Consider the following 21,815-nt stretch of genomic DNA (forward strand, 5'->3'; position numbering starts at 1 on the left):
AGGACTGTCACTCACCACCTCAGCGGGAGCTTTGATCACGGGATGCAGCATTGGCTGGTTAGTTTTTCCGCCCCGAAGACTGAACCGTCGCATCGGCAACCCTCGGTCACCCGGCTGCTCCACTCCCCCTGTGCCCTAATGGGACGATTAATGAGTTTGAAAACATGCTAATGAGCATATCGGAATTAACCCGCTTAATGAAAACTCCGACTTTTCGTATCTCAAGGAATTGATAAGCCGAGTATTTGCGAATTCGCGTAATTGCGTGCACAATTAATAGGGACGATCTCTGGCCCAGTGGAGTTGCTTTGGCCAAAGAGATTGATGGGGGGAGTTGGTGCGAAGGTTGCTGAGTTTCGCGCTCGCGTTTTGTCTGTGCGCTGGTATCTACCTCGTGCCCGGCACCGGCCGTGCAGTGTCCGGGCCGTTCAAGGTTACTGGTTCGACCCCAAGCGCTGCCCGGAGCCTGGTCGAGAAAGTTCACGGCTTCCATTGCCGCAAGACACTTGGGTGGGACCCAGTCGCTGGCGTGTATCGCATGCATAGCCATGCCGGCATTTGCCAGAACTACCCCCGCTGCCTGCGCGAGCACCGGCGATGCATATTCATCCTTGGAGGCGGCTTTGAAGAGTGGTCCTTCGAGCGGTTCGGATCGGACAACTATCGCTATACTGACTGCATGCTCCGCGCAGGTTGTTACTAGAACGATGCGACCGCGGTTCGGCCTCGCGATGACATTCTGGAACCTGCCACGCTTCGCGCTCGCGCTCGCGCTGCTGGCACCGGCGACGGCCGCCGTCGCGGACGTAGCGATCACCGGGGATGACCCGCGCCAGAGCGTTACGGTTACGGCGGAGAACGCGGACGTCGCCTCCGTGCTGGAGGCGCTCAGCAGCAAATATGGGCTCGAGGTCGAAGGTTTACAGCTGATTAATCGTGCCGAGACGCAGACCATCACGTTGACGGGCGACCTTTACAAAGTGCTCGGCAGACTCTTGCGCAACCGCAACCATGTCATCGTACGCTCCTCGAAGTCCCCGAGCGGTGTCGCCAAGGTCATGATCCTCAATGCATCCGTCGGGGCGAAGTCGCTGCCTGCCGGCTCACCAGCGGCCGATAAGGCGGCCGACGGTGCCGGGGGCGAATAGACACCAACCCGCCGCCGAGCCGATGGAGTTTGCTAGCGTTGCAGAGGTAGCGTTTGCGCGAGCCCCTCTCCGCGCTCAAGGACAACCGCCGCCCGTTCGATTCTTGCAATGCGCCAGCCGCCAACAACATCTCCGATTTCAACGCGGAGGCTTGCTCCATCGACTTTGTTGCGCAGCAGGGCCAAGGCGTGCGCCCCCTCGCGCATGATTCCGAGAAGCTCAAAGCTTGCGACCTGCGCTGGCGTTGCCTGAGAGTTGGAAATGCCGGACTTTTCGGGAGGACGCTCGCGGCTAGGCGCGAACAGTGGGCGAGCCACCCAGTCATCGACCTCCTCCTTAGTGAGTGATGATAGCGGATTGGCCAGCGCAAGCCCGTTGGCTGGATTAGGCGATGGTTCGCCCTGCTCTACCTCCCCGATATCGGACGATTGGCCATCTGTGACTGCAATCGAACCGTCAGAAGGATTGGCTTCAGCGACGGCAGTGGTTTTTCCAGCCGGCGCTGGCTCGGGCTGGTTGTCCAGCCAGACGAGACCGGCAAGCGCGACGACGACAAGGATCATGAGGTAAGGGCGATACTTCAGCAGCATTACGAGCCCTCATGTCCACTCGCGTAGCCGCTGACTTGCAGCGTCACGTCGAGCGGTCCCATAAAATGCACATCGGCTGCAGCGAAGCTGTCCATATCGGAGCGCACCGCCAAGTCGTCAATGAAGAGCAGCGGAGCTCCCGTCTCCAACGCGTGCAAAATATCGCGCAGCCCATCGATATTGACGCTTATTGAAAGGCTCATCGAGATGCGGACGAGATTGCCGTCATCCTTGGGTGGAAGGATCTGGATGCTCGACGCGGCACCACCGTGCTCGGCCACGAGACCGCTCAGCAGCTTCTGCAGATTGGCTCCGGCGATACCGATGGTCTCCCCTTCAAGCAGAAGACGGCTGGCGCTTTCGTCTACCGCGGCAAGGGACATGTTCTCCTTGCGCAGCTCACCCTCTTGCGAGATCTGATTGCGCAGTCCGAGCAACTCCTGCTGATTCTGCTCGAGGGTCTGCTCAACCTCACCGAGGTGCCGATACGGCATTACTGCCGCCAAAAGCATGAACGCCACGGCTGCGATCAGGATGGCGATCGATAATACGGATGCTGAGCCAGACTGCATCTTCACGGCTGCTTCACCTCTTTGGGAGCGCCCTCCGCCCGGGCGATGATGGAGAAGGTGCCGATTGTCTCGCCCGGCTCGCGCGTCGTCGGCGCCGCGAAGCGGACGTCGGCAAGTTCGGGCGTACTTTCCAGCTTGGTGATGAGCGCCGTCGGGTCATCCGATTTGCCGACGATGCGCGCGTCGCTGCCGTGGATCTCGATCTCCGTTAGATAGGCCGTATCGGGCAGCGCGCGGCTCACGGCATCGATCAGCACAATGACAGGTGGTTCGTTGATTTTTCGGCGCACAAGCCGCTCGCGCTGCTGGCGTAGCTGCGAATTCTCTTCATTGAGACGCTTGACCTCGGCGACGCGCGACTTGGCGGCTTCGAGTTTGCTGACGATATCGTCGTTCTCACCATAGCGGCACCACATCAGATAAAGGCCGGAGGCGCTGACGACAACGCTCACGGCAAGTCCGAAGGCCAGCGAACGTTGCAATATTTTGGCGGTCCGCTGCACCGGATCGGCCTTGAGCGACATCATCTCGATGGGAGGCGAGGCGCCGCCAGGGGCGTAGTCGACCGCAAAAGGTGACAACCCTATACTGCGGGCGCGCTGCAGGGCCTCATCGAGAATGCCGCGTGTCGTCGCCACCAGCTGAATGTCGAGCTGATCGCCCGCGTCCTTGTCGTCACTGATCACGCGGTAGCCGTAGCAGGTTTCGTCCTGCGGCCACGGCACCAGTCGCTCGATCTGATTCTGCAGCACGGGTCCGACGACGTCTCTCGCCGCGGCGGGTATCTGGATGACCCGTTCGACCACCTGCTCCGACGACAGCCGCACGAGTGCCTCATCGCCGCTGGCACCAAGCGAGCGTGTGAGGCCGCGTATCTGGTCGCCGCCAGCCTCGTTCTTCAAAACGCCGACAAGCGTCTCGCTAGCACCCTCGCGTCGGTAGACCTCCAATCCCTGCTCGGTCTGGCGTGCCAGCATCCGCCACGACGCCGCGCTGTCACGGCGCGGCGTCAGGGCGCGCGCAGCGTGCATGAGCCACCATTCGAAGTAAGTCCGTAAGGTGACTGAGACGCCTTCGCCCATGGCTACATACCGGCTTTGTTGAATTTCACTTCGGCCGAACCCAACGGTTGCTCAGCGAGCAGCCGGTACGGCGCCTCGGTGTCGATTCCGGTGGCAATCACGTAGACTTTCCCTGCCGCGAAGGGCTCACCTGCCCGGCGTGCCGCGACGGCGACGATGAAGGCCGGCCCCGGAGCATCCGCCACGAAAGAGCTAACCCGTTCGGACATCGTGCCCAGCGCCGCTTCCATCGCCTTGCGGGATCCCTGCGCATCGCGGAGCCTTCCGATGTCGCCACGCGTCATGTTCGGAATAGACATCAGCACCTCATCAGGCGCGGCCCAGGGTCCGATACGCCCATCCTTGCTATAAACGGTGACGAAGGGCCGTAGCCGCCTGAAGATTTCCGGCGTCATCCCCTCGACGCTGCGCAACTGCCCGATGTCGATGAAGGGCGGCGATCGCGGCGAGTCGGGCTGGGAGGGCGCATCGGACCTCATGCCGTCGCGCTTGACTTTGCCGACGTCGCGGGCCTGCAGAATTCGGTCGCGTAGAAAGACCGCCTGCTGCTCGGTGTCGGTGAACTGACGCAAGAGGTGATGCAGGATATCTTTGTCGGCCTTGTTGAGGTCAACCAATCCGTTGGCGTCCCGAATGCTGATGGTCAACTCAAAGTCTTCGAAGCGCACGGTGTGGGAACGACCATTGGGACGCCAGCGCCGCTTCGAGTTCTTATCGATCATGCGCGCTGCTGCGATTTCAACACCGCCGTCAAGCAGAGCCTCGAGCCCGGAAAGCTTCACCTCCGATGCGACGAAACCGATGCTACTGCGCACCGTAACGGAGAATGAGGAAACGAGAAGTGCAGCCGCGATGATGACCCAAAGCACGATGAGCAACGCCAAGCCACGCTCCCTGCGGCGGGGCATCGGGAGCCCGATTGACTCTGTACTGCCATCGTTCATCGCTTTACTGCGCCTTTCGACTCTTCGTTAGAATCCTTTGGCTGCGAAGAGGGCGTCAAATACCCCCCATTCTTGGCGCTGCACAGTTTGGACTCATCCTCGAGACAGTTCAGCTCGGCGTTAGCCGATATCGATACGACTATCGGCGCGAAGGCTGATGCCCCCGAGGTCGCGTCGAAAACTTCCAGGCGGATGAGGTCCGGGAGGCGGGTTGGAAATGGCCATGCTGGCAGCCAACGCCGCTCTCCCGCAGTCTTCTGCGAGTAGGAAAACTGGTAACGATAGTTCCCCTCGATCAGCCGCACCTGATTGGCCGGCGTAGCGCCGGGAAATACACTCATGCCCTGGCTGTAGAGTGCGCGCGCGCGGACGAGTTCGGCGGGCTTTTCTTTAGGCGCCACTACCGAATAGTCGATGAAGTAGGGGCCGGGAGGAGTCGGATAGGCCGGCTCGAGCGCAACAAAGCCGAGCCGCGTCGACGTTCCGACGAAGACGTACTTCGCCCTGCCCGGCGGTGCGGCAATGACACGTTGCAATCCGGATGTGTCGCGGTGGAGGATGTCCGATGCGCGCAAGATCATGTCGAGCGTATCGATGCGCGCGGTGCGTGCCTCGGAGTTCCAAGTGAGAACCCTAACAGCGGTTCCCAGCAAAGCAAGGATCACGCCGAGGATGGTCATGCTGATCAGCAGCTCGATAAGGGTGAAGCCGCTTTCGCGGGAATTCCCCATTCGATAGCCCGTGATCGTGATCATAGTTTGTGACCCAGCTTGAATGTGTCGAGCTGCACGCTGCGATTGGCATCCCAAGTCACCGATACGCGCACGTGATTGAGCTCCCACCCAGCCTCCGACTTGAGCTGCCCCCAGTCCGCTTTCACCGGCTGCACCTCAATGGTCCATGCAAAGCGGCCTTCGGTACCGCGCCGCGGTACGACCCTTTCGTGATTGCCACCGGCGGCGTCTGCCATCAGGCTCTGAGCGAGCATGCGCGCCTCGGCATGATGATCGGCGGCAGTCGCTCCGCGCAGCCCCAGCGCATGCGCATCGAACAGGCCGACCAACGCAATCGACAGGATCGCCAGCGCGGTCAGCGTCTCGAGCAACGTGAAGCCGCCCTCGGGATCAATCGAGTTCGGCGAGCGAGACGCGGCCGGTAAGCCAATTGACGCGAACCTCATACTTCTGCCCTTCTGACTGAATCTTGATCGTGCCCCCGCTGGAACTCCCGTTTGGGAAAAACCGCACACCAGCCTCCGTGGCCGAACTCGCTTCGCTTTCCGCGCCCGTGACCGTCAGTTCCACCTTGCGAGACAGCTGCAGGGGCGGACGCCCATCACTGAAGCTTACGGCCCTGCCGTCGACATCGATGACCGCCCGCCGATCGTCGCCGGCCGTCATGGCGGAGGCACGCAGGTCGCGCATCCGCGCGGCGATGAGTGTTGCTGACGCCTTCACCTCGGCGCGTGGCGAGGGCGCCCGGTAAATGTTCGCAACCGCGACCAACAGCATCGCCATAATGCTCATCACCGCGAGCAGCTCGACGAGCGTGAAGCCCGCCTCGGCGCCAGATATCCTGCCGCTACAGCCAACTCGCCACATCTTGATCCTCGCCTTGGCCGCCTTCACGGTTGTCCGCGCCGAGCGAATAGATGTCGAACGGGCCGCGCTGCCCGGGAGCACGATAGTGGTACGGCTGGCCCCACGGATCGGGCGGCACCTTGTCCTTCTTAAGGTAGGGCCCGTTCCAATTCTTCGCATCGGCTGGCCGCTCTACCAGCGCCTTGAGGCCGTCGCGCTCATCGGGGTAGCGCCCGGTATCGAGCTTGTAGAGTTCCAGAGACGTGCTGAGTCCCTCGATCTGCACCTTGGCCGTCTTGGTCCTCGAGCTACCGAGATAGCCGATGACGCGCGGCGCAACGAGGCTGGCGAGCAGCACCAGGATGACCATTACCACGAGCAGCTCTACCAGCGTGAAGCCTGCCGCTGGTTGCGAACGCGCGCGCCGGCGCCGGGCTAGACGGCGAACCGCTTCTCTTCGTGACCTTCCCATCGTTGCCTCCCCTTTTTTCTCGGTTCTATACTGCGAGGTCGTTCATGCTTATGACCGCGCCGAGGATCGCGATTATGATCCCGGCTATAAACACGCTCACGAGAAGGATGATTACCGGCTCCAGAATGGCGAAACTTCTCTGCACTGATGTTTCGAGTTTCTCCTCGAACATGTCAGCCATGTGGAACAGCGACGTGGTCAAGCTGCCGGTCTCCTCACCCACGCGCAGCATGTTGATCACCACTCCAGGAAACAGCTGTGATTGCTGCAACGGTTCGAGAAAGCTCTTGCCTTTGCGCAGCGCGTCATAGGCGCGGTCGAGAGCCGTCGCCGCACGCCGGTTGCCGATGACGTCGCGCACCAGCTTCATAGCCGCCGGCAGCTCGACGCCGTTCTCCAGGAGCATGCCAAGCGTGCGGCAGAGGCGGATCGTGAGATTGAGCCGTATCATGTTGCCGATCAGCGGGAGACGCAGCACCAGATCTTCGATGCGCTCCCGGCCGACACCACGCTTCCAAGCGATGCCGAGAAACGTCACCAGGGCCGCCAAGCCGATGCCGATCATCTGCCCATTGGCCAGCAGCCAGTCGGAGGCGCCGATAACGAGCCGTGCCTGCTCCGGCACCTCGGTCCCGGCATGCATGACCATGTCTTTGAAACGCGGGACAACGACGGTTAGCATCACGACCACGGCTGCGATCGCCATGATGATCAGGATGCACGGATAGACCATCTCCGAGACCGCTTTGCTCTGCAGCTTCTGCGTCTTCTCGCGCGTCTCGGCAATGCGCGACAACACCGTGTCCAGCGATCCGCTGGCTTCCGCCACCCGCACCATGCTGACGAAGAGCGGCGGGAAGATCGGGCCTTGCAGCTCAAGCGCCTCATGAAGGCTCTTGCCGCTGCCAACGTGTCCGCCGACATCGCCGATGATACGCGACAGACGTTTGGAGCGTGCGTCCTTCTCCAGGAAGCCGAGCGACTGATCGAGCGCCAATCCGGCTTTCAGCAGCATGGACAGCTCGCGCGTGAAAAGCGTGATCTGCCTGGCGCTCGGATTGCGTTTGAACGGTCCGCTAGCGGCATTCACCGCGGCCGATTGGGCGCGCGTACTCTCAGTGATCTCTACGGGAAGATGCCCCATCTTATGCAGATCGTCGAGCACGACCGCCCGGCTCATCGCCTCCATTTCACCGGTGACGATGGTGCCGCCGCGGCTTACGGCGCTATAGCGATACAGCATTGGATGCCGCCCTCAGCCCCAACCGCTGCGCAATGGCGATGAAACGCTCCGCCCCATCTGCATTCTCGTCCTCCCAGCGTTCCACTCGTGCGTTCTCGACACTTAGATGTCGAGCACCACCCGGCGGACTTCCTCTATTGTTGTTAGACCAGCCTGACATTTCTTCAGCCCGTCGAGGTCCATAGGGACCATGCCTTTGCGGCGGGCTGCTTCCTCGATTATCGACGGCCGGGCGTTAGGCTGGATGAGTTCCCTCACCTCCTCATCCACATTCAACACTTCCGAGATCACGATGCGGTCATTATAGCCGGTGCCGGCGCAGCGACTGCAACCGACGGCGCGCCACAACTGCATCGGTTCGCCCGCGGCCAAGCCATACCGGCGCCTCGTGAAGTCACTTATATCGGTGCCTGGCGGGGCTGGCTGCTTGCAGTGCAAGCACAGCACGCGCACTAGGCGTTGAGCGATGACGCAACGCAGCGAGGAGGCAAGCAAAAAGGCGTCGATGCCCATGTCCAAGAGACGGGGGATGGCACCTGCCGCTGTATTGGTGTGCAACGTCGACAGCACGAGATGGCCCGTCAGTGCCGCGTGAATGCCGATGCTGGCGGTTTCCCCATCGCGCATCTCGCCGACCATCATCACATCGGGATCATGGCGGAGAAACGATCGCAATGCATTGGCGAACGATAGGCCGATAGCCGGCTTGGCCTGGGTCTGGTTGACGCCATCGAGCTCGTACTCAATCGGGTCCTCGATCGAAAGAACCTTGCGATGGGCCTGATTAAGCAACGCCATAGAGGTGGCCAGCGTCGTCGTCTTGCCGCTGCCGGTCGGGCCAGTGACCAGCATTAGCCCATAGGGAGACTCAAGATTGCTCCGAATAACCTGCTCGTCGCGCGGCTGGAACCCGAGCTTGGCGAAGTCGAGGACCCGTCGCACGTTGTCGAGAAGGCGTATCGCGACCGCCTCGCCGTAGATCGTCGGCATGGTCGCGATGCGCAGGTCGAGGCGCCTCTCGTTGACGCGAATGCGGGCGCGCCCGTCCTGAGGCAGTCGCCGCTCGGCTATGTTGAGCCCCGAGAGGATTTTGATGCGTGAAATGATGGGTTTGGCCATTTGCGCGGGGGGCGAGGCGACCTCGCGCAGCATTCCATCGATCCTCAGACGCACGGCGAGCCGCCCGTCGAAAGGCTCTACATGTATGTCGGTCGCCCGGGAATGGACGGCGTCCTGGATCAGCTGATTGACGAACCGCACGACCGGAGCGCCCAGCGCCATGTCACGCAGGTGCTCGAGATCGTCGCTCGCTACCTCGGCCTTTGTATCTTGCCAGACGCTCGGCTCCTCGCGGTTTCGCGCCGAGCGCTCGATGGCGGCCTGTATGTCGTCTCCCGAGGCGACACGAGGAATGATCGGGCGCTGTAAAGCAAGCCGCACGGCCTTGAGGGCGTAGTCATCCGAGGGATCCTCCATCGCCAGGAGAATGCCCTCCTCGGTCTCGCCGATCGGAAAGACCTTGTTCTCGCGCAGGAAGGCCCCCGACAGCCGTGCGTTAGCGGCGGGGTTCCTTAACCAATGATCGTCATCGACCATTGGCACACCATAGAAATCGCTAGCGGCGCGGATCAGCGCCTGCGAAGCAAGCGAGGTGGATTTACGCAGCGCGGCGTGGATGGAACTGCCGGTCTCCTTACGAAACCTCTCGGCCTTGTCTCGATCCGCTGCCGAGATGAGGTCCCGGCTGACGAGAAAATCCTGGAAGGTCGCATCCATCTGACCAAATTCTCGTTCCAATTTCGGTTGGCTACATTTTCAGATTCAATTACGCCGCAATTGCGCAAGGCAAGCCTCCTTGCCGACCTAGAAAGCGATAAAAAAAGTGGCCTGTAAATGATGTTTGCTCACGCATATCGTGCATCTGCGCGCCGCTAGTTCACTCACATCCCAGACGAGTTCTCTCCGTGCCCATTGGCGTTTAACCATGCTGAACTTCGCACCGCCACGGCCACAATTCGGTCGGCTCCAGTTGCCTACAATGTTGTTCAGCGAGCGGAGGGGGGCGGGCACCTGCGAGACGCCTAGCGAAACGGCGGGGGCCGCACAGCAAAGTTCAACACGACATAAAAATAGTCACGTAAAGGAATCAGCGTGGGCGAATAGCGCGCCGAAGCACTTTGCGGGTCCTAAACAACAAGTAGCGTGTGCGTATGATGCGTTGGAATGCCAGTGTATTGGCAAGTATATGTTCGGCCCTCGTTGCCGCGTGCTCGTCTCTGCAAAGCGCTAACGAGCTCAATCCTCCCGACCTGATGGCCCAGCTTTCCAACGCCGACCTCAAGCCGCCGCCGGTTGCCGCCAAGGGCCCGCAAATCGAGTATTCGAGCGCCAGTCGGCCCGGTGCGGGAGCAGAAAATTATCCCGGTACAGACGAAATGCTGGCGGCGCGCCGCAAACGTGCCCTGCCGTCGAAAGGAATGGTCGCGAGCGATAACGGCTACGAGCTGAATTTCGCCGATGCCGAGCTCTCCGAGCTGGCAAAGGTCATCCTCAAGGACACGCTGGGCAAGACATATGTGTTTGACCCGCGCGTGCAAGGCCGCGTAACCATCTCTACCGGCGTGCCCGTGTCACGCACGGAGCTGATAGCACTGCTTGAAAGCGTGCTCGCCATGCATCGCGCGGCGCTGGTCGTCGATCCCAATCTTTATCGCATTGTCCCGGAGGCAGAGGCGCGCCAGCGGGTGAACCTCGCCATCGACTACAATGGCGAACGTAAGGAGATCGGAGCGGGGTACGGCGTCGCCGTCGTGCCTCTCCGTTACATCTCCGCCGAGACCATGACGCGCATGCTGTCCTCACTGTCGAACCAGGATCCCGCGCGGGCCAGTGTCTATAACAACCTCCTTATTGTGCGAGGCACCGATGAGCATCGTAATGCCGCGCTCGACATGGCCAGTATGTTCGACGTCGATTGGATGCGGGGTCAATCGGCCGGCATCTACACGCTGAAGAACTCTGCGCCTGATGAGGTCATCAAGGAACTGCAGAATGTCTTCCAAGAAGAGAAACAAGGGAAGGGTGTCGTTCGCTTCCAGGCGATCAACCGGCTGAACGCTATTCTGGCTTTGACCACCAACAGCGATATGCTGGAAAAGATAGAGACTTGGGTCGGTAGGCTCGACCGCGGGGGAGCCGAAGGAGACAATTTTTACGTCTATCGCGTCGAGAACGGCCGCGCCAAGGATCTCGCGGCGCTCATCATGGCGGCGTTCAACGGCGGGTCGGGACGCGGCGCTGAAGAGGCGGAGGTGGCGCCGACTTCCGCGGTGTCACGCATGTCGAGCTCGACCATGTCAGGAGGCGGAGGCGGGAGTTTAGGAGATGGCGCGGGCGAAAGCGGTCTATCCTCCTCCTCATCACCGCCCTCGGCGTTGCAGACGGCGTCGTCTTCTTCATCATCATCGGCCAGCGACCCAGCAAACCCGGCGTCGGAGCCAGCGGGCATCACGGCAAACGGCTCCAACGGATCATCGCTTGCTGCTGGCGCCGCCGGTGGGTCCGAACAGGTCCGCATTGTCCCCGACGAGCGCAACAACAAGCTCCTCATAAAGGCTTCGGGAAGGAACCTGCGTCGCATTCTCAACATTCTGCGTCGCGTTGACCAGCCGCCGCTCCAGGTTGCAATCAATGCAACGCTCGCCGAAGTCGTTCTTAATGATAACCTCAAGTACGGCGTACAGTTCTTCCTGCAAAAGAACGGCGGGCAGGCGGGCGCGGTCGGCTTCACCAACAGCCTGGATATTGACATCGGACCCGCGGTTCCCGGCCTCAACTTCATCATAGGCTCGCTCGTTCAGCCCAAAGTCATCCTCGATGCATTGGCGACGCAAACCGCAGTGCGCGTCGTTTCATCGCCTTCCGTTGTCGTCGTGCATAATCAGCCTGCGATCCTGCAGGTGGGCGATGAAGTACCTATCACCACTCGGCAAGCGCAGAGCGTCATTAATCCGGACTCTCCGGTCGTCAACGAGATCCAATTCAAAAACACGGGCGTTATCTTGAAGGTCACTCCTCGGATCAACACAAACGGGATCGTAACGATGGAGATACAGCAGGAGATCAGCGCGGTATCTCGCACCAGCAGCGGCGAGACACTCACTCCCACCATCTCACAGCGGCGTATCAGCAGCACAATTGCAGTCTCCAGCGGGCAACTGGTGGTGCTGGGTGGTCTTATCAGCGAACAGAACGACCGCCAGAAGAACAGCATCCCGTTCTTCGGAAAAATTCCCTATGTTGGCGACGTCATCGGTGGTGCCACCGACGTCAGCAAGACGCGAACAGAGCTTGTCGTATTCCTGCAACCGACGGTGATACGCGATCCTGCCGATGCAAGCCGCGTTACAGAAGAAGTTCGGGCCAGCATGCAGTCGTTGGCGCCGCGCCCGGCGGCGTGGGACGCCCCTGGAATGTGGGACGGCGACGTCAAATCGAGCGCAATGTCGGTCAAATAGGCTTTGGCGGGGCCCGTCTAACACACCTTTCCGGCAAACCAGACAAACCAAACTGCCGGTGCAAGGAAGACACCAAACGCTATCGGAGTCGCTCCCTGGAGCGCGCCTGGCCTCCGCGCGTTGATGACCACCACCCAGCACAGCGCGAGTACACTCGCCAAGAGCAACAGGGGTCCGAGACCCGACAAACCGGCCCAGGCACCTGCGGCTAGGGCCAACTTTACGTCACCGAGGCCGAGCCCTTCGCGCGCGCGGTAGTGAAAGTACGCCTCCCTGATCAGGTAGAGGGAAAGGCCGCCCACGATCATCGCAACCAGGTGCTCGAGAAGACCTGCTGGTGGCGCCTCGTCCGTTGCCCACGCGTATGCGAGGCCGACGGGGATGGCAGGAAGCGACAGAACATCGGGGATAATGAAGCGTTCTGCGTCTATCCAGGCGATCGCAATCATCACCATCCCTAGGAACGTCGACACCAGCGCGTCGAGAGGGTCCAGCGTAAGCCATGACACTAGCCCCACCGCGATGCCTAAGGCAGCCGGCAGCGCCCATCGCTGAGCCGTAGACACCATAGTTGTTGCCTTCCCGTCCGGTCGCCATGCGAGAGCGGTGAGCGCCCTCAGCTGTCCCACCGCAACCAAGTGAAGGATGTACTTGCGGCTGGCCTTCCCCTCAAGGCAAACATTGTTCGCATCTGTCCGGACCGGCTGACAGTTGCCCCTGCTCCGAGAGGAACAATCTGCGCGCAAACTTACATCGGGCGACCTGCCCATCTTAGCATGTTCAAAACCAGCATAGTTGGTCCGCCCGTTGGATCACGATCATGGGGCGCGGATGGGAGACTGCTGCCGCAACGCGAAGCCCGTGAGCGGGCCTACCGCATGTAATGCGGCAGGCCTGGTGACATCGGTGCCGTTGTCGCCCGTGGTCAATGACGTGACCGAGCAGCGCTTCTGGGAGTGCGGGGGTAGTCGCCAATCCGGCAGAAGACGTCCCCGCCCGGTTTGGACGGGGACGCTCCGCATCATCAATGATGGTGGTCGTGGTCGTTCCAGGCGTCTTCCCAACCGAAATCGCCCTTCTTCACGTAGCTGTCGAGCTTGTTCTTCTTGAGCAGCTTGAAGAGCAGCTCAGCGACCTTGTCATTGTCCATGTCCGCGAACGGAATGTGCGTGCTTCCCTTGAGGCCGGCGCCACCGGCCGATACGGGGTCCCCAAGCTTGAGAACTTCGGCATTGCCGCCGTATTTGTTGATCAGCTTGGCGCTGAGGCGAGACAGGATGACCTGCTGCTCAGTTTCCGGACGGTTGTCGCCCCAAACGAACTGGATCTTCTTGAGCTTGGCAAGCTTCTTGAAGTCTTCGAGCGGAACGCCAAGCGGTCCGAAAGCGCACGCCGGCGTGAGAGCCGTGCAGAGCGTGGGACTTTCCGGATCGCCGATCGGAAAGAGGTAACCGATGCTTTCATAGGTGACGATACCGGCGACATTGTTCTTCGTGGTCTTCGCCACCGTCTTTGCGGCACGAAGTCCGCCGGCGGAGTTCGTCAGGTAGACGATCTGGTTGCCCAGTCGGCCAGAGTCTGCGGCTATCGCAGAAGCATCAGTCTCGAGCTCGATGTTGTAGGCATTGTCGAACTCATCATAACGAGCGCCGGTGGCATTCCACCAGTACTCCTCGAGCTTGGGGCTGTTAGCTGGGAACTGCGTGCCGGGATAGAACTCGGCCTTGGTTGGGACTTGGCCGACGGGAATCGTCGGGCCAAATTTCCAGGCCGTGAAATTGCCCTGGTCACGGTTGCTGGGCACATAGTTGACGTTCTCGCAGGCCCAGTTTGCGCGCCCAACTCGCGGGCCGTCCCAGATGAAGGTGGGATAGTCGGCGCGGAGCATCTTATCCTTGTAGCCTTCGCCGCCGTCCCAGCGGTTCTGCCAGACCTGCGCGCTGGAGCTGTGCCACAGAACGATGCTCGTCTTGCGTGGCTCCGACGGGATAAAATATTCGACGTACCCGTGGTCGCAAGAGAGAGTGCGGTTGGGATTGGTAGGTACGCTGGGGTTCGTTGACGGGATGGTTTTGTGATATCCGCCGATAATAAATCCGCCCGTCCTGTCGAGCGTGATCGGCTTCTTGGAAGGGCGATCGTCGTCGTGAGCTAACACGCCGCCACTCAGCGTCATGGCGAGCAAGAGCCCGGATATTGAACTACAAACTCGTAAGTGGTTCATCGTTTCATCCCCTGAGTTATAGATTGTTGTTTGTCGAGAAGGACGACACCTTGACGATTGGAACGTCGTGACGATCTGTAGGCAAACTGCGGGGACGAACTACAATGATCCTGCTCATTCGAGCACGATCCTGCTCAAGCCGGATGAATTTTCAGCGCTGCGTTGCGGAACTTCAGAGCGAGCGACGCGAGCTCGAGCCCCGTAAGAACATTTGCGCGCCACGCATTATGAGTATCCCCGTGCTCAGCCGAGAAGGGCCGAGAAACGACACTCGGCTGCCGCCGACATCAATTTGGATGGGGGCCTATCGCTTCCGGCTTCAGGCGCTTACGGCGCCTAGAGGCTCGCCTTGAACTGCTTGGGTGTGACACCAGTGAATTGGCGAAAGACCTTCACGAAGTGACTTTGGCTTGAAAAGCCGAACGCCATTGCGACTTGGCTGGCGTTCAGCTCCGTATTTGCCAGCATGGCCCTCGCGCCTTCGATGCGCTTCTGCATGACGAACCGGTAGGGCGTGACACCAAGCGAAGCACGGAACACACGCGAGAAATGAGCCGGGCTCATCTGGGTCACGTCAGCGAGTTCTGCGACCGAGATATTGCTCATCAGGTTCGCCCGGATGAAGTCGACGAGCTTCCGCCTTTGAGCCCGTGACAGTCCTTTGTCGCTGTTCCCCGGAGGCCGCGGCGTAGCGTAATGGCCAGCCAAATATGCGAGCAACGCAAGGCAGATAGATTCTGCATACAGCCTACCCGAGATGCAACCATCTCGAACCTCGTCGCGCATCGCTAACATCAGCGCAGCGAGCCGCTGATCGCTTGTCGTGAGCGCGGACACCAGCGACGCCTCGACGGCTTTTACTTCCTCGGGCGCAATGTGCTGGAACATGGCGTTGTCAAGCTGCACCAGCAATGTCGGCCAGGAATTGGTTGTCCAGGCGGCCTGGATCTCGGTATCGCTGCGGACGATAAATACAGATCCGGGCTGAATACGATTTCGCTCCCAAGACCCGCGATGCCTACGGTGCGCAATGCCTTGGCCGCCAGTACAAAGGAACAGCGTCGTCTTGAGGAAGCATCCGCGCGTTATGGCTTCGCTCTGGCAGTTCGACTCTTCCAGCAGATAACCAGCCCAGGGGTGCTGGGCGCTGCTCAGATTGGGGGCGGCGAAAAAAGGGACTTGCCGCCCTTTAACGAGCAACTGAATGCGAGACGTGTCCATGCACACCTCTAAACAGACCAAGTCGAGGATGTCCTCGGCGAGCCCAACTTAACTTTGTTTGTGAGGCGCGGTCTGCGCGCGGAGCGCACCGCATTCGACATGGCCGTGTGCGCTCAGCGCACAGTGCTCCGGCTGAGCACGCCAATTTTCGGCGCGTCCCCTCTGTCGGGACCGCTCGGTCAACCGGGCGCCGCCGGCCGACAGCAAAATTTTAGTTCGGATGGCGCGGTGCGCCAAAGCGCGCGAGGACGTTGTGCGTGATCTGGGCGGCGGCATCGCTCAATTGCGATGTGCGAAGTCAAGGCGCATTGAAGTCGTCGAGACCCCGACACCATTGAATGCTGCCGGTTGCGAAGACCTGCCCCTCCGAAGTCGTCGCAAACGTCGCCATGCTCGCGGTGCCCTGACGATCCGGATCGAGGAGGTTCTGCGCCGGAGAACTGACAAGGACGACAAAGGCGGAGCGTGGCGCAGGTCGACAACCTCGCCTCCTTAAGCAAGCGCCCTATCATGTCCGCATCTTCCTCATCATCGCCATGAGCACGGCAGCGCGCAAAGAGGCGATCTTGGAGTTGACCTGGGATCGCGTCGACTTCCGCCAGGGGACCATCGACTTCAATCGCAGCGAAAAGCAGTCGATCCTCGGCACCAGTCACATCAAGGGCCGCGCGATGGTCGACATGAATGAGACGATCGATGAAGCCCTGGCCGAAGCCTACGAGTACCGCGACCGCGACCGCCCCTACGTCATCGAATGGAAGGGCAAGATGGTCCAGGACCCCAAGAACGCGATCGGTGCCACCTTCCGGCGCGCGGGCATCGTCGGCGAGTACATGGGGCGCCCACGCGCTGCGGCACACGCTAGCGTCGCACCCCTCGGCCCTGAGAATTGACCCGCACGAGAATTTAGAAGCTCCTGGGGTCACAAGAAGCTCGACACCACGATAGGGGTGTATATCGGCCACGAGCCAGAATCAGTGCTCAGGGCCGCGAGAGCGCAGAAGATCGGGCTGCAAACCAAAAGAAGTCGCTCGAGGAGCAGGCAGGTTAAAAGTTTGGGGAAACTTTTAGAGCGCTTAGGTAGCGCCGTCTTCCGGTCTGCACCACCCCCACCAACATGCGGTGTTTGTTGAGTTTGGGGATGGTGGGCACTAGAGGGATCGAACCTCTGACCCCTACCATGTCAAGGTAGTGCTCTACCGCTGAGCTAAGTGCCCGGAAGGAAGCGAGCTTCTAGAAGGTTACGTGTACCTTGGTCAAGCCCTGGATCGCGGCAAATCGGCCGGATCGCGAATTTAAATTTTCAGACCGCCAGAAGACGGTCGACCTCGCGCACCAAATCCTTGAGGTGGAAGGGCTTCGACAGGACGCGGGCATCCTTGGGCGGCTGGTTCTCGCTGTTGAGAACGACGGCCGCGAATCCGGTGATGAACATGATTTTGAGATCGGGGTCGATCTCGCTGGCCCGGCGGGCGAGTTCGATGCCGTCCATCTTCGGCATGACGATGTCGGTCAGAAGCAGCGTGAAGGGCTCGGTCTTGAGCCGCTCGTACGCGTCCTCACCGTTCTCGAAGGCGACGACGTCGTAGTTCGCTTTTTCGAGCGCCTTGACGAGGAAGCCGCGCATGGAGTCGTCATCTTCGGCAAGCAGGATACGGCGGATCGGCAGGCTGGAGGGCTTGGCTGTCATGACTACTCTGATGTGCGGAAGGTTGGACGAGAACTACTCGATATCTCATCTAATGCAAACTTGGCCCGACTTTGGTAAACGGACCATAAAACTGTGGAAATGCAGGCGAACCGCTGCAGGAGAGCATCACCCGCGCCGAAGTGCCCCGGTGAGATGAAAGCGGCGCTCCACAAGCTACATGCAAACGACGCGGCGCTAAGTCTTCCATGGACTTACAAGCGCTGCATTGGCAATGTACCGGGCGATGAGTTTGAAATTGCGGCCGGGATCTGAACGAGACACTGCTGAACATGCCCGACGATAGATCCCACGAAGTGCCGAGGGCCTTCTTCCCGTCTTTCGACGTGCTGGCGCCGCGTGTCCAAACAGCGCCCTTCGTATTCTCGTCGCCACATTCGGGTAGGCTCTACCCTCCCGAGTTCCTCGCGATGTCGCGGCTCGATCCCAAGACACTGCGGCGCTCAGAAGATTGCTTCGTAGATCACCTGTTCCGGCCCGTGGCGGGGCTCGGAGCCCCGATCATCAGCGCCCGCTTCCCGCGCGCCTATCTCGATCTCAATCGCGAGCCCTACGAGCTCGATCCCGAACTCGTTGGCGAGCCCTTGCCGGCCCACGCCAACACCCAGTCGATCCGCGTCGCCGGCGGCTTGGGTACAGTCGCGCGCATCGTTGCCGACGGCGAAGAGATCTATCCTGACCGCTTGAGCCTCGACAGCGTGCTCGCGCGCATCGAGCAGCTCTATTTCCCGTTCCATGCCGAGTTGTCGAGACTAGTCGCCGCAACGCGCGAAAGCTTCGGCTACGCTGTGCTCATCGACTGCCACTCGATGCCCTCCACCGCGATGGCGCCTGGCGGCGCGCAGCGGCCGGACATCGTCCTCGGCGATCGATTCGGAGCCTCGGCGGATCCTCGCCTGACCTTGCTGGTTCGCGACGAATTTCAGCGCCAGGGCTTCAAGGTGCAGCTGAACCGGCCATACGCTGGCGGCTACATCACCGAGCACCACGGCCGACCCTCTCGCGGCACGCATGCCATCCAGATCGAGATCAACCGCGGTCTCTACATCAACGAGCTGACGTTCCAGGAGACGGCAGGCTACTCGCGTCTTGCCGATGCGTTAATCGAGATCGTAACGAATCTTTTCCGGGAAGTTCCGGCTCTGCTAGACCATCGCGCGGCCGCCGAGTGAAGCGCGGCACGCGCACTCAGAGCAACAAACCAAATAGCTGATTTTAAAAAGAAAAAGGGCCGTCCGAATTTTTCACGAACGGCCCAAGTCTAGGGAGGAAACGCCCAAGGAGGGCTGCGAAGCGCGAGCCGAGCTCACATATCGCACTGCAAAAAATATATGTGCAGCGCATTATGGGCAATTGCGATTTATGCAGATCTGCATGGCTTGAAACGCGGGACTCATTCCGCCTACAAATCGTCAGCGGACGGACGGCTCAACCGATGTGCGAAGGGTGCCGGCCAATAAAGAAAGGCCGTCCGAAGCCGAACGGCCCAAGTCTAGGGAGGAAACGCCCAAATTGGGCAGCGATTGCGGTGAAGCGTGTCATCACAATCACCCGGCAACAATGAGCTGCTTCGGCGAACGCCGCAATCTCCACTTGTATACAACTAGCACATCGGCCCAGCGATGTATCCACCCCGCCACAACTTACGTTACTATTGTGTATCTAGTTCAAGATGACGGTTTCCTGAAGTAACGGCAGATAGTATTCAACCTCTTGGACAAACACTTGAAATCGCAGGGTGAGCGCGTGCCGGGACCCTCGCCCGCAGCAGAATTCCAAGCCATCGTTCGTGTGGCTCATGAGCTGGCCGATATTTCAGGCCCCGTTATCCTCAAGCATTTCCGCAAGTCGATGCCTGTGGAAAACAAGGCGATCGGCGGCGCATTCGACCCGGTCACCAAGGCCGACCGCGGCGCGGAGAAAGCGATCGCACAGGCGCTCGCAACAAGATTCCCTGATCACGGCATGGTCGGCGAAGAGTTCGGCACCAAGCCCGGATCGAGCCCCTATCGCTGGATCGTCGATCCAATCGATGGCACCCGGTCTTTCATCATTGGCTCACCGCTGTGGGGCACGCTGATAGGCGTCCTGAAAGGCGACGAGCCCGTCTTCGGGCTCATGGACCAGCCCTTCACGGGCGAGCGCTTCTGGTCCACCGACAAAGCCGCCTGCCACAGCACCCGCGGCGGCCGGCCCGTGCGACTGAAGACGCGCGAGTGCCCGCGAATGGAAGATGCGGTGTTTACGACAACGCATCCCGAGATGTTCGACACGGCCGAACAAAAGACGGCTCTCGAGGCATTGAAGGGAAAGGTCCGGCTGAGCCGCTATGGCGGCGATTGCTACGCCTATTGCCTGCTCGCGTCCGGTTTCATCGACATCATTATAGAGCCCGGACTGAAGCCCTACGACATCGTCGCGCTCATTCCGATCGTCGAACGCGCCGGCGGCGTCGTTACGACCTGGACCGGCGGCAGCCCGTCGGAGGGAGGCAACATCATTGCCAGCGGCGACCGCCGCCTCCACGATGCTGCCTTGGCGATGATCAACAAGTCCTAGACGCGTTCAGGCGACGGCGTATCGATGCCCATGTAGGCATCGAAAGCCGCCCAGAAACGCTGACGGATCGCGTCGGTCTCCTGCAGAATTTCGTGCCGGGATCCGGGAATGAGAATGTGGCCGCCGCACTTGAGATCGACGGCGAAGTCCTCAATCGCTTGCGGCGTCACCACGCGATCCGCCCCGGCGGCGAACAGCATCATCGGGACGGATACGTATTTCGGATAGTCGGGCCGCGAGAGCATCGCGCAGCTTCGCAAAGCAGCGCGAAGCCATCCGACTGTCGGCGCCCCGACCGCCAGATCGGGAGCGGCTTCCAGGATCGACTTGATGCGCGACCACCGCACGAAATCGCTCGTTAGCCGGTTACCTTCGAACTCCGTGAGATCGGTGGGCTCGTTGCCGCCGCCTCTGACGTACGCAGTCGCGAACCCGCACAATGAGGCGATGTTGCTGTAGAGCGTCACGAGCCCCCTGCTCGCGCCCAGCATCCCATCGTGGATTTCGACCATGGGTGACAGCAGGATCATCCGCGCGAAAGGGCTGGCTTCGTCCTGCGCCGCGCGCAGCAAGATATTGCCGCCGAGCGAATGACCCAGGCCAATGAGCGGCTCCGGCAGCGCCGGTCTCACGATCTCGTCGATGAAGATTGCAAGATCGCGGTCGTATTCGGTGAAGGCCACCACATGACCCTTGCGCCGGTTGGCCAGCGTCCGCTCCGATCCGCCCTGGCCGCGAAGATCGAAGGCCGCGACCGCAAACCCGCGGCGCCTCAGATCGGCAATAACCTCGAAATACTTCTCGATGAACTCGCTGCGGCCCTGAACGATAACGACCGTGCCCCGCGATGGCCCTCGCGTCGCCTCCCACAATGCGCATCGAAGCTTCAGGCCGTCATAGCCGTCAAAGGCCATAACTTTCGCGCCGCTGGGAACGGGATTGATGGAGAGCGAAACGAGTTTCATCTACCTCTCTCTGGGCCGCATCAGCCGCCGCTAACCGGAGCCGGAAATTAGAAACACGCCTAGCACACGAAATTGGCGGCAAACCCTCTTGAAGCCGTTTTTCCGCTTCCTACCTGTTTGTCGCGGTTGCCGCAAAGTGGGACCGCATCACGGAAAAGACCAGTCCACGATGGGCTGGTTTTACATGTCGCTTCTCAGGAGGATATGTCATGCGACACGCTGAATTCGCGCCCTTCTACCGTTCCGCCATTGGTTTCGACCGCCTGTTCCAGCTTTTGGATCAGTCCGCGGGTTATGACAGCGAATCGACCTACCCGCCCTACAATATCGAGCGTACCGGCGAGAACGCCTATCGGATCACGCTGGCCGTTGCTGGCTTTTCGCAGAGCGAACTGAAGATCGAGGTCAAGGAACAGACCCTCACCGTCGGCGGCGAAAAGGCCCCAGAGACGGGTGAGAAGACCTACCTGCATCGCGGCATCGCTGCTCGCGCATTCGAGCGCCGGTTCCAGCTTGCCGACCACGTCGACGTAACCGGAGCCCACTTCGAGAACGGCCTCCTCCACGTCGATCTCGTCCGCAACGTTCCCGAGAGCAAGAAGCCGAGAACGATTGCGATCGCGACGCCCGGGGTACAGCAGCTCGAGGCCAAGGCCGCCTGAGGCCTCTTCGGCCAGTCTCTCAACCACCCAACCGGCGGCAGCTGCGCACGCGCGCGGCTGCCGTTCTTCGTTGACGAGACCTTAAAGAAATTTTTGTTAGCGGACGGCTTCGGACACGTGCCGAAAATGAATGCGGCGCTAGGGCCGTCTTACCGCTTGTGCCGCAGTGTCAAATCTGTAAAATTCGTTAGATAGGTCAGCAGTACTGTCCTTTGTGCGCTTCAACGGGGTCGCCACCAGGACAGTGTGAACATTGCGCGACGGGCCGAAGCATCACAGCTCCGGCCTTTTGTGACTTGGAGGCAGTTGGTGTTTGACAGCAAGATAT

21 protein-coding genes, 1 tRNA gene and 1 pseudogene are annotated in these 21,815 nt (G+C 60.5%); 6 read left to right on the forward strand and 17 right to left on the reverse strand.

The annotated features are described in order from the left end of the window. Window positions 1-707 precede the first annotated feature (707 nt). On the forward strand, window positions 708-1,148 hold the full coding sequence (locus VFG26_RS13210) for a hypothetical protein (RefSeq protein WP_325026003.1): 441 nt from the start codon (window positions 708-710) through the stop codon (window positions 1,146-1,148). A gap of 32 nt (window positions 1,149-1,180) precedes the next feature. On the opposite strand, the gene VFG26_RS13215 is transcribed toward VFG26_RS13210, so the two are convergent. The 10 genes from VFG26_RS13215 to VFG26_RS13260 all read right to left on the reverse strand — a co-directional run bounded on the left by VFG26_RS13215 (window position 1,181) and on the right by VFG26_RS13260 (window position 9,407). Beyond that, complete coding sequence (locus VFG26_RS13215; RefSeq protein WP_325026004.1) at window positions 1,181-1,738, reverse strand: hypothetical protein; 558 nt, start codon at window positions 1,736-1,738, stop codon at window positions 1,181-1,183. Further along, window positions 1,738-2,310 carry a type II secretion system protein GspM gene (gene gspM, locus VFG26_RS13220; RefSeq protein ID WP_325026121.1) on the reverse strand — a complete coding sequence of 191 codons (573 nt, stop codon included), beginning with the start codon at window positions 2,308-2,310 and terminating at the stop codon, window positions 1,738-1,740. Before gspM ends, VFG26_RS13215 begins: the two co-directional genes overlap by 1 nt. Window positions 2,311-2,312: 2 nt before the next feature. Further along, window positions 2,313-3,392: a PilN domain-containing protein gene (locus tag VFG26_RS13225; RefSeq protein WP_325026006.1), complete on the reverse strand. Its 1,080-nt coding sequence runs from the start codon at window positions 3,390-3,392 to the stop codon at window positions 2,313-2,315. Between the two features lie 2 nt (window positions 3,393-3,394). Then, window positions 3,395-4,114 carry a hypothetical protein gene (locus VFG26_RS13230; RefSeq protein ID WP_325026008.1) on the reverse strand — a complete coding sequence of 240 codons (720 nt, stop codon included), beginning with the start codon at window positions 4,112-4,114 and terminating at the stop codon, window positions 3,395-3,397. A gap of 218 nt (window positions 4,115-4,332) precedes the next feature. Next, window positions 4,333-5,091 carry a prepilin-type N-terminal cleavage/methylation domain-containing protein gene (locus tag VFG26_RS13235; protein WP_325026010.1) on the reverse strand — a complete coding sequence of 253 codons (759 nt, stop codon included), beginning with the start codon at window positions 5,089-5,091 and terminating at the stop codon, window positions 4,333-4,335. Then, window positions 5,088-5,516 carry a type IV pilus modification PilV family protein gene (locus VFG26_RS13240; protein ID WP_325026012.1) on the reverse strand — a complete coding sequence of 143 codons (429 nt, stop codon included), beginning with the start codon at window positions 5,514-5,516 and terminating at the stop codon, window positions 5,088-5,090. Before VFG26_RS13240 ends, VFG26_RS13235 begins: the two co-directional genes overlap by 4 nt. Then, entirely contained in the window at window positions 5,461-5,937 is a 477-nt protein-coding gene (locus VFG26_RS13245; RefSeq protein WP_325026014.1) for a GspH/FimT family pseudopilin, read from the reverse strand. Before VFG26_RS13245 ends, VFG26_RS13240 begins: the two co-directional genes overlap by 56 nt. Further along, the gene (gene gspG / locus VFG26_RS13250) at window positions 5,918-6,388 is read right to left on the reverse strand and encodes a type II secretion system major pseudopilin GspG (RefSeq protein ID WP_325026016.1); all 471 of its coding nucleotides are present in this window, start codon (window positions 6,386-6,388) and stop codon (window positions 5,918-5,920) included. Before gspG ends, VFG26_RS13245 begins: the two co-directional genes overlap by 20 nt. 25 nt (window positions 6,389-6,413) lie before the next feature. After that, entirely contained in the window at window positions 6,414-7,631 is a 1,218-nt protein-coding gene (locus VFG26_RS13255; RefSeq protein WP_325026018.1) for a type II secretion system F family protein, read from the reverse strand. A gap of 102 nt (window positions 7,632-7,733) precedes the next feature. After that, window positions 7,734-9,407 (reverse strand): GspE/PulE family protein, encoded by a 1,674-nt coding sequence (locus VFG26_RS13260; protein ID WP_325026019.1) that lies wholly within the window; start codon window positions 9,405-9,407, stop codon window positions 7,734-7,736. 536 nt (window positions 9,408-9,943) lie between these two features. Between VFG26_RS13260 and gspD the strand changes: the two genes are divergently transcribed. Further along, window positions 9,944-12,148 carry a type II secretion system secretin GspD gene (gene gspD / locus VFG26_RS13265; protein ID WP_325026021.1) on the forward strand — a complete coding sequence of 735 codons (2,205 nt, stop codon included), beginning with the start codon at window positions 9,944-9,946 and terminating at the stop codon, window positions 12,146-12,148. Between the two features lie 17 nt (window positions 12,149-12,165). Here the strand turns inward: gspD and VFG26_RS13270 are convergent, their stop codons facing one another. From VFG26_RS13270 to VFG26_RS17640, 4 genes and pseudogenes are all read right to left on the reverse strand, one after another. Beyond that, a complete protein-coding gene (locus VFG26_RS13270) occupies window positions 12,166-12,657 on the reverse strand; it encodes an A24 family peptidase (RefSeq protein ID WP_325026024.1) in 492 nt (163 codons plus the stop codon). Between the two features lie 515 nt (window positions 12,658-13,172). After that, window positions 13,173-14,372 (reverse strand): hypothetical protein, encoded by a 1,200-nt coding sequence (locus tag VFG26_RS13275; RefSeq protein ID WP_325026026.1) that lies wholly within the window; start codon window positions 14,370-14,372, stop codon window positions 13,173-13,175. A 336-nt stretch (window positions 14,373-14,708) separates the two neighbouring features. Further along, on the reverse strand, window positions 14,709-15,593 hold the full coding sequence (locus VFG26_RS13280) for an AraC family transcriptional regulator (protein WP_325026027.1): 885 nt from the start codon (window positions 15,591-15,593) through the stop codon (window positions 14,709-14,711). Window positions 15,594-15,891: 298 nt separating this feature from the next. Next, a pseudogene (locus VFG26_RS17640) lies at window positions 15,892-16,050 on the reverse strand (N,N-dimethylformamidase beta subunit family domain-containing protein); the annotation flags it as partial. 79 nt (window positions 16,051-16,129) lie between these two features. On the opposite strand from VFG26_RS17640, the gene VFG26_RS13285 reads away from it, so the two are divergent. Further along, window positions 16,130-16,486, forward strand: coding sequence for a hypothetical protein (locus VFG26_RS13285; protein WP_325026029.1), 357 nt, complete (start codon window positions 16,130-16,132; stop codon window positions 16,484-16,486). A 249-nt stretch (window positions 16,487-16,735) separates the two neighbouring features. Here the strand turns inward: VFG26_RS13285 and VFG26_RS13290 are convergent. Together VFG26_RS13290 and cpdR are read right to left on the reverse strand one after the other, a co-directional pair. Then, a tRNA-Val gene (locus VFG26_RS13290) sits at window positions 16,736-16,810 on the reverse strand. A gap of 86 nt (window positions 16,811-16,896) precedes the next feature. After that, the gene (gene cpdR / locus VFG26_RS13295) at window positions 16,897-17,283 is read right to left on the reverse strand and encodes a cell cycle two-component system response regulator CpdR (RefSeq protein ID WP_325026032.1); all 387 of its coding nucleotides are present in this window, start codon (window positions 17,281-17,283) and stop codon (window positions 16,897-16,899) included. A 290-nt stretch (window positions 17,284-17,573) separates the two neighbouring features. Here cpdR and VFG26_RS13300 point away from each other — a divergent pair, with 290 nt between their 5' ends. Together VFG26_RS13300 and hisN are read left to right on the forward strand one after the other, a co-directional pair. Further along, the gene (locus VFG26_RS13300; RefSeq protein ID WP_325026034.1) at window positions 17,574-18,473 is read left to right on the forward strand and encodes an N-formylglutamate amidohydrolase; all 900 of its coding nucleotides are present in this window, start codon (window positions 17,574-17,576) and stop codon (window positions 18,471-18,473) included. A gap of 553 nt (window positions 18,474-19,026) precedes the next feature. Further along, window positions 19,027-19,860 (forward strand): histidinol-phosphatase, encoded by an 834-nt coding sequence (hisN, locus tag VFG26_RS13305; protein ID WP_325026036.1) that lies wholly within the window; start codon window positions 19,027-19,029, stop codon window positions 19,858-19,860. Here the strand turns inward: hisN and VFG26_RS13310 are convergent. Next, entirely contained in the window at window positions 19,857-20,825 is a 969-nt protein-coding gene (locus tag VFG26_RS13310) for an alpha/beta hydrolase (RefSeq protein ID WP_325026038.1), read from the reverse strand. The genes hisN and VFG26_RS13310 overlap by 4 nt on opposite strands. 209 nt (window positions 20,826-21,034) lie before the next feature. On the opposite strand from VFG26_RS13310, the gene VFG26_RS13315 reads away from it, so the two are divergent. Beyond that, the gene (locus VFG26_RS13315) at window positions 21,035-21,487 is read left to right on the forward strand and encodes an Hsp20 family protein (RefSeq protein WP_325026042.1); all 453 of its coding nucleotides are present in this window, start codon (window positions 21,035-21,037) and stop codon (window positions 21,485-21,487) included. Window positions 21,488-21,815 lie beyond the last annotated feature (328 nt).

The sequence above is a fragment of the Hyphomicrobium sp. genome, from assembly GCF_035687085.1.
In the GTDB taxonomy this organism is placed as follows: domain Bacteria; phylum Pseudomonadota; class Alphaproteobacteria; order Rhizobiales; family Hyphomicrobiaceae; genus Hyphomicrobium_B.

What these genes read in the sequence shown, in the direction of transcription:
- VFG26_RS13210 (WP_325026003.1), top strand. Translation starts at nt 708, where the DNA reads ATGCGACCGCGGTTCGGCCTCGCGATGACATTCTGGAACCTGCCACGC.
- VFG26_RS13215 (WP_325026004.1), bottom strand. Translation starts at nt 1,738, where the DNA reads ATGCTGCTGAAGTATCGCCCTTACCTCATGATCCTTGTCGTCGTCGCG.
- gspM (WP_325026121.1), bottom strand. Translation starts at nt 2,310, where the DNA reads ATGCAGTCTGGCTCAGCATCCGTATTATCGATCGCCATCCTGATCGCA.
- VFG26_RS13225 (WP_325026006.1), bottom strand. Translation starts at nt 3,392, where the DNA reads ATGGGCGAAGGCGTCTCAGTCACCTTACGGACTTACTTCGAATGGTGG.
- VFG26_RS13230 (WP_325026008.1), bottom strand. Translation starts at nt 4,114, where the DNA reads ATGATCGATAAGAACTCGAAGCGGCGCTGGCGTCCCAATGGTCGTTCC.
- VFG26_RS13235 (WP_325026010.1), bottom strand. Translation starts at nt 5,091, where the DNA reads ATGATCACGATCACGGGCTATCGAATGGGGAATTCCCGCGAAAGCGGC.
- VFG26_RS13240 (WP_325026012.1), bottom strand. Translation starts at nt 5,516, where the DNA reads ATGAGGTTCGCGTCAATTGGCTTACCGGCCGCGTCTCGCTCGCCGAAC.
- VFG26_RS13245 (WP_325026014.1), bottom strand. Translation starts at nt 5,937, where the DNA reads ATGTGGCGAGTTGGCTGTAGCGGCAGGATATCTGGCGCCGAGGCGGGC.
- gspG (WP_325026016.1), bottom strand. Translation starts at nt 6,388, where the DNA reads ATGGGAAGGTCACGAAGAGAAGCGGTTCGCCGTCTAGCCCGGCGCCGG.
- VFG26_RS13255 (WP_325026018.1), bottom strand. Translation starts at nt 7,631, where the DNA reads ATGCTGTATCGCTATAGCGCCGTAAGCCGCGGCGGCACCATCGTCACC.
- VFG26_RS13260 (WP_325026019.1), bottom strand. Translation starts at nt 9,407, where the DNA reads ATGGATGCGACCTTCCAGGATTTTCTCGTCAGCCGGGACCTCATCTCG.
- gspD (WP_325026021.1), top strand. Translation starts at nt 9,944, where the DNA reads ATGGCCCAGCTTTCCAACGCCGACCTCAAGCCGCCGCCGGTTGCCGCC.
- VFG26_RS13275 (WP_325026026.1), bottom strand. Translation starts at nt 14,372, where the DNA reads ATGAACCACTTACGAGTTTGTAGTTCAATATCCGGGCTCTTGCTCGCC.
- VFG26_RS13280 (WP_325026027.1), bottom strand. Translation starts at nt 15,593, where the DNA reads ATGGACACGTCTCGCATTCAGTTGCTCGTTAAAGGGCGGCAAGTCCCT.
- VFG26_RS13285 (WP_325026029.1), top strand. Translation starts at nt 16,130, where the DNA reads ATGAGCACGGCAGCGCGCAAAGAGGCGATCTTGGAGTTGACCTGGGAT.
- cpdR (WP_325026032.1), bottom strand. Translation starts at nt 17,283, where the DNA reads ATGACAGCCAAGCCCTCCAGCCTGCCGATCCGCCGTATCCTGCTTGCC.
- VFG26_RS13300 (WP_325026034.1), top strand. Translation starts at nt 17,574, where the DNA reads ATGCCCGACGATAGATCCCACGAAGTGCCGAGGGCCTTCTTCCCGTCT.
- VFG26_RS13310 (WP_325026038.1), bottom strand. Translation starts at nt 20,825, where the DNA reads ATGAAACTCGTTTCGCTCTCCATCAATCCCGTTCCCAGCGGCGCGAAA.
- VFG26_RS13315 (WP_325026042.1), top strand. Translation starts at nt 21,035, where the DNA reads ATGCGACACGCTGAATTCGCGCCCTTCTACCGTTCCGCCATTGGTTTC.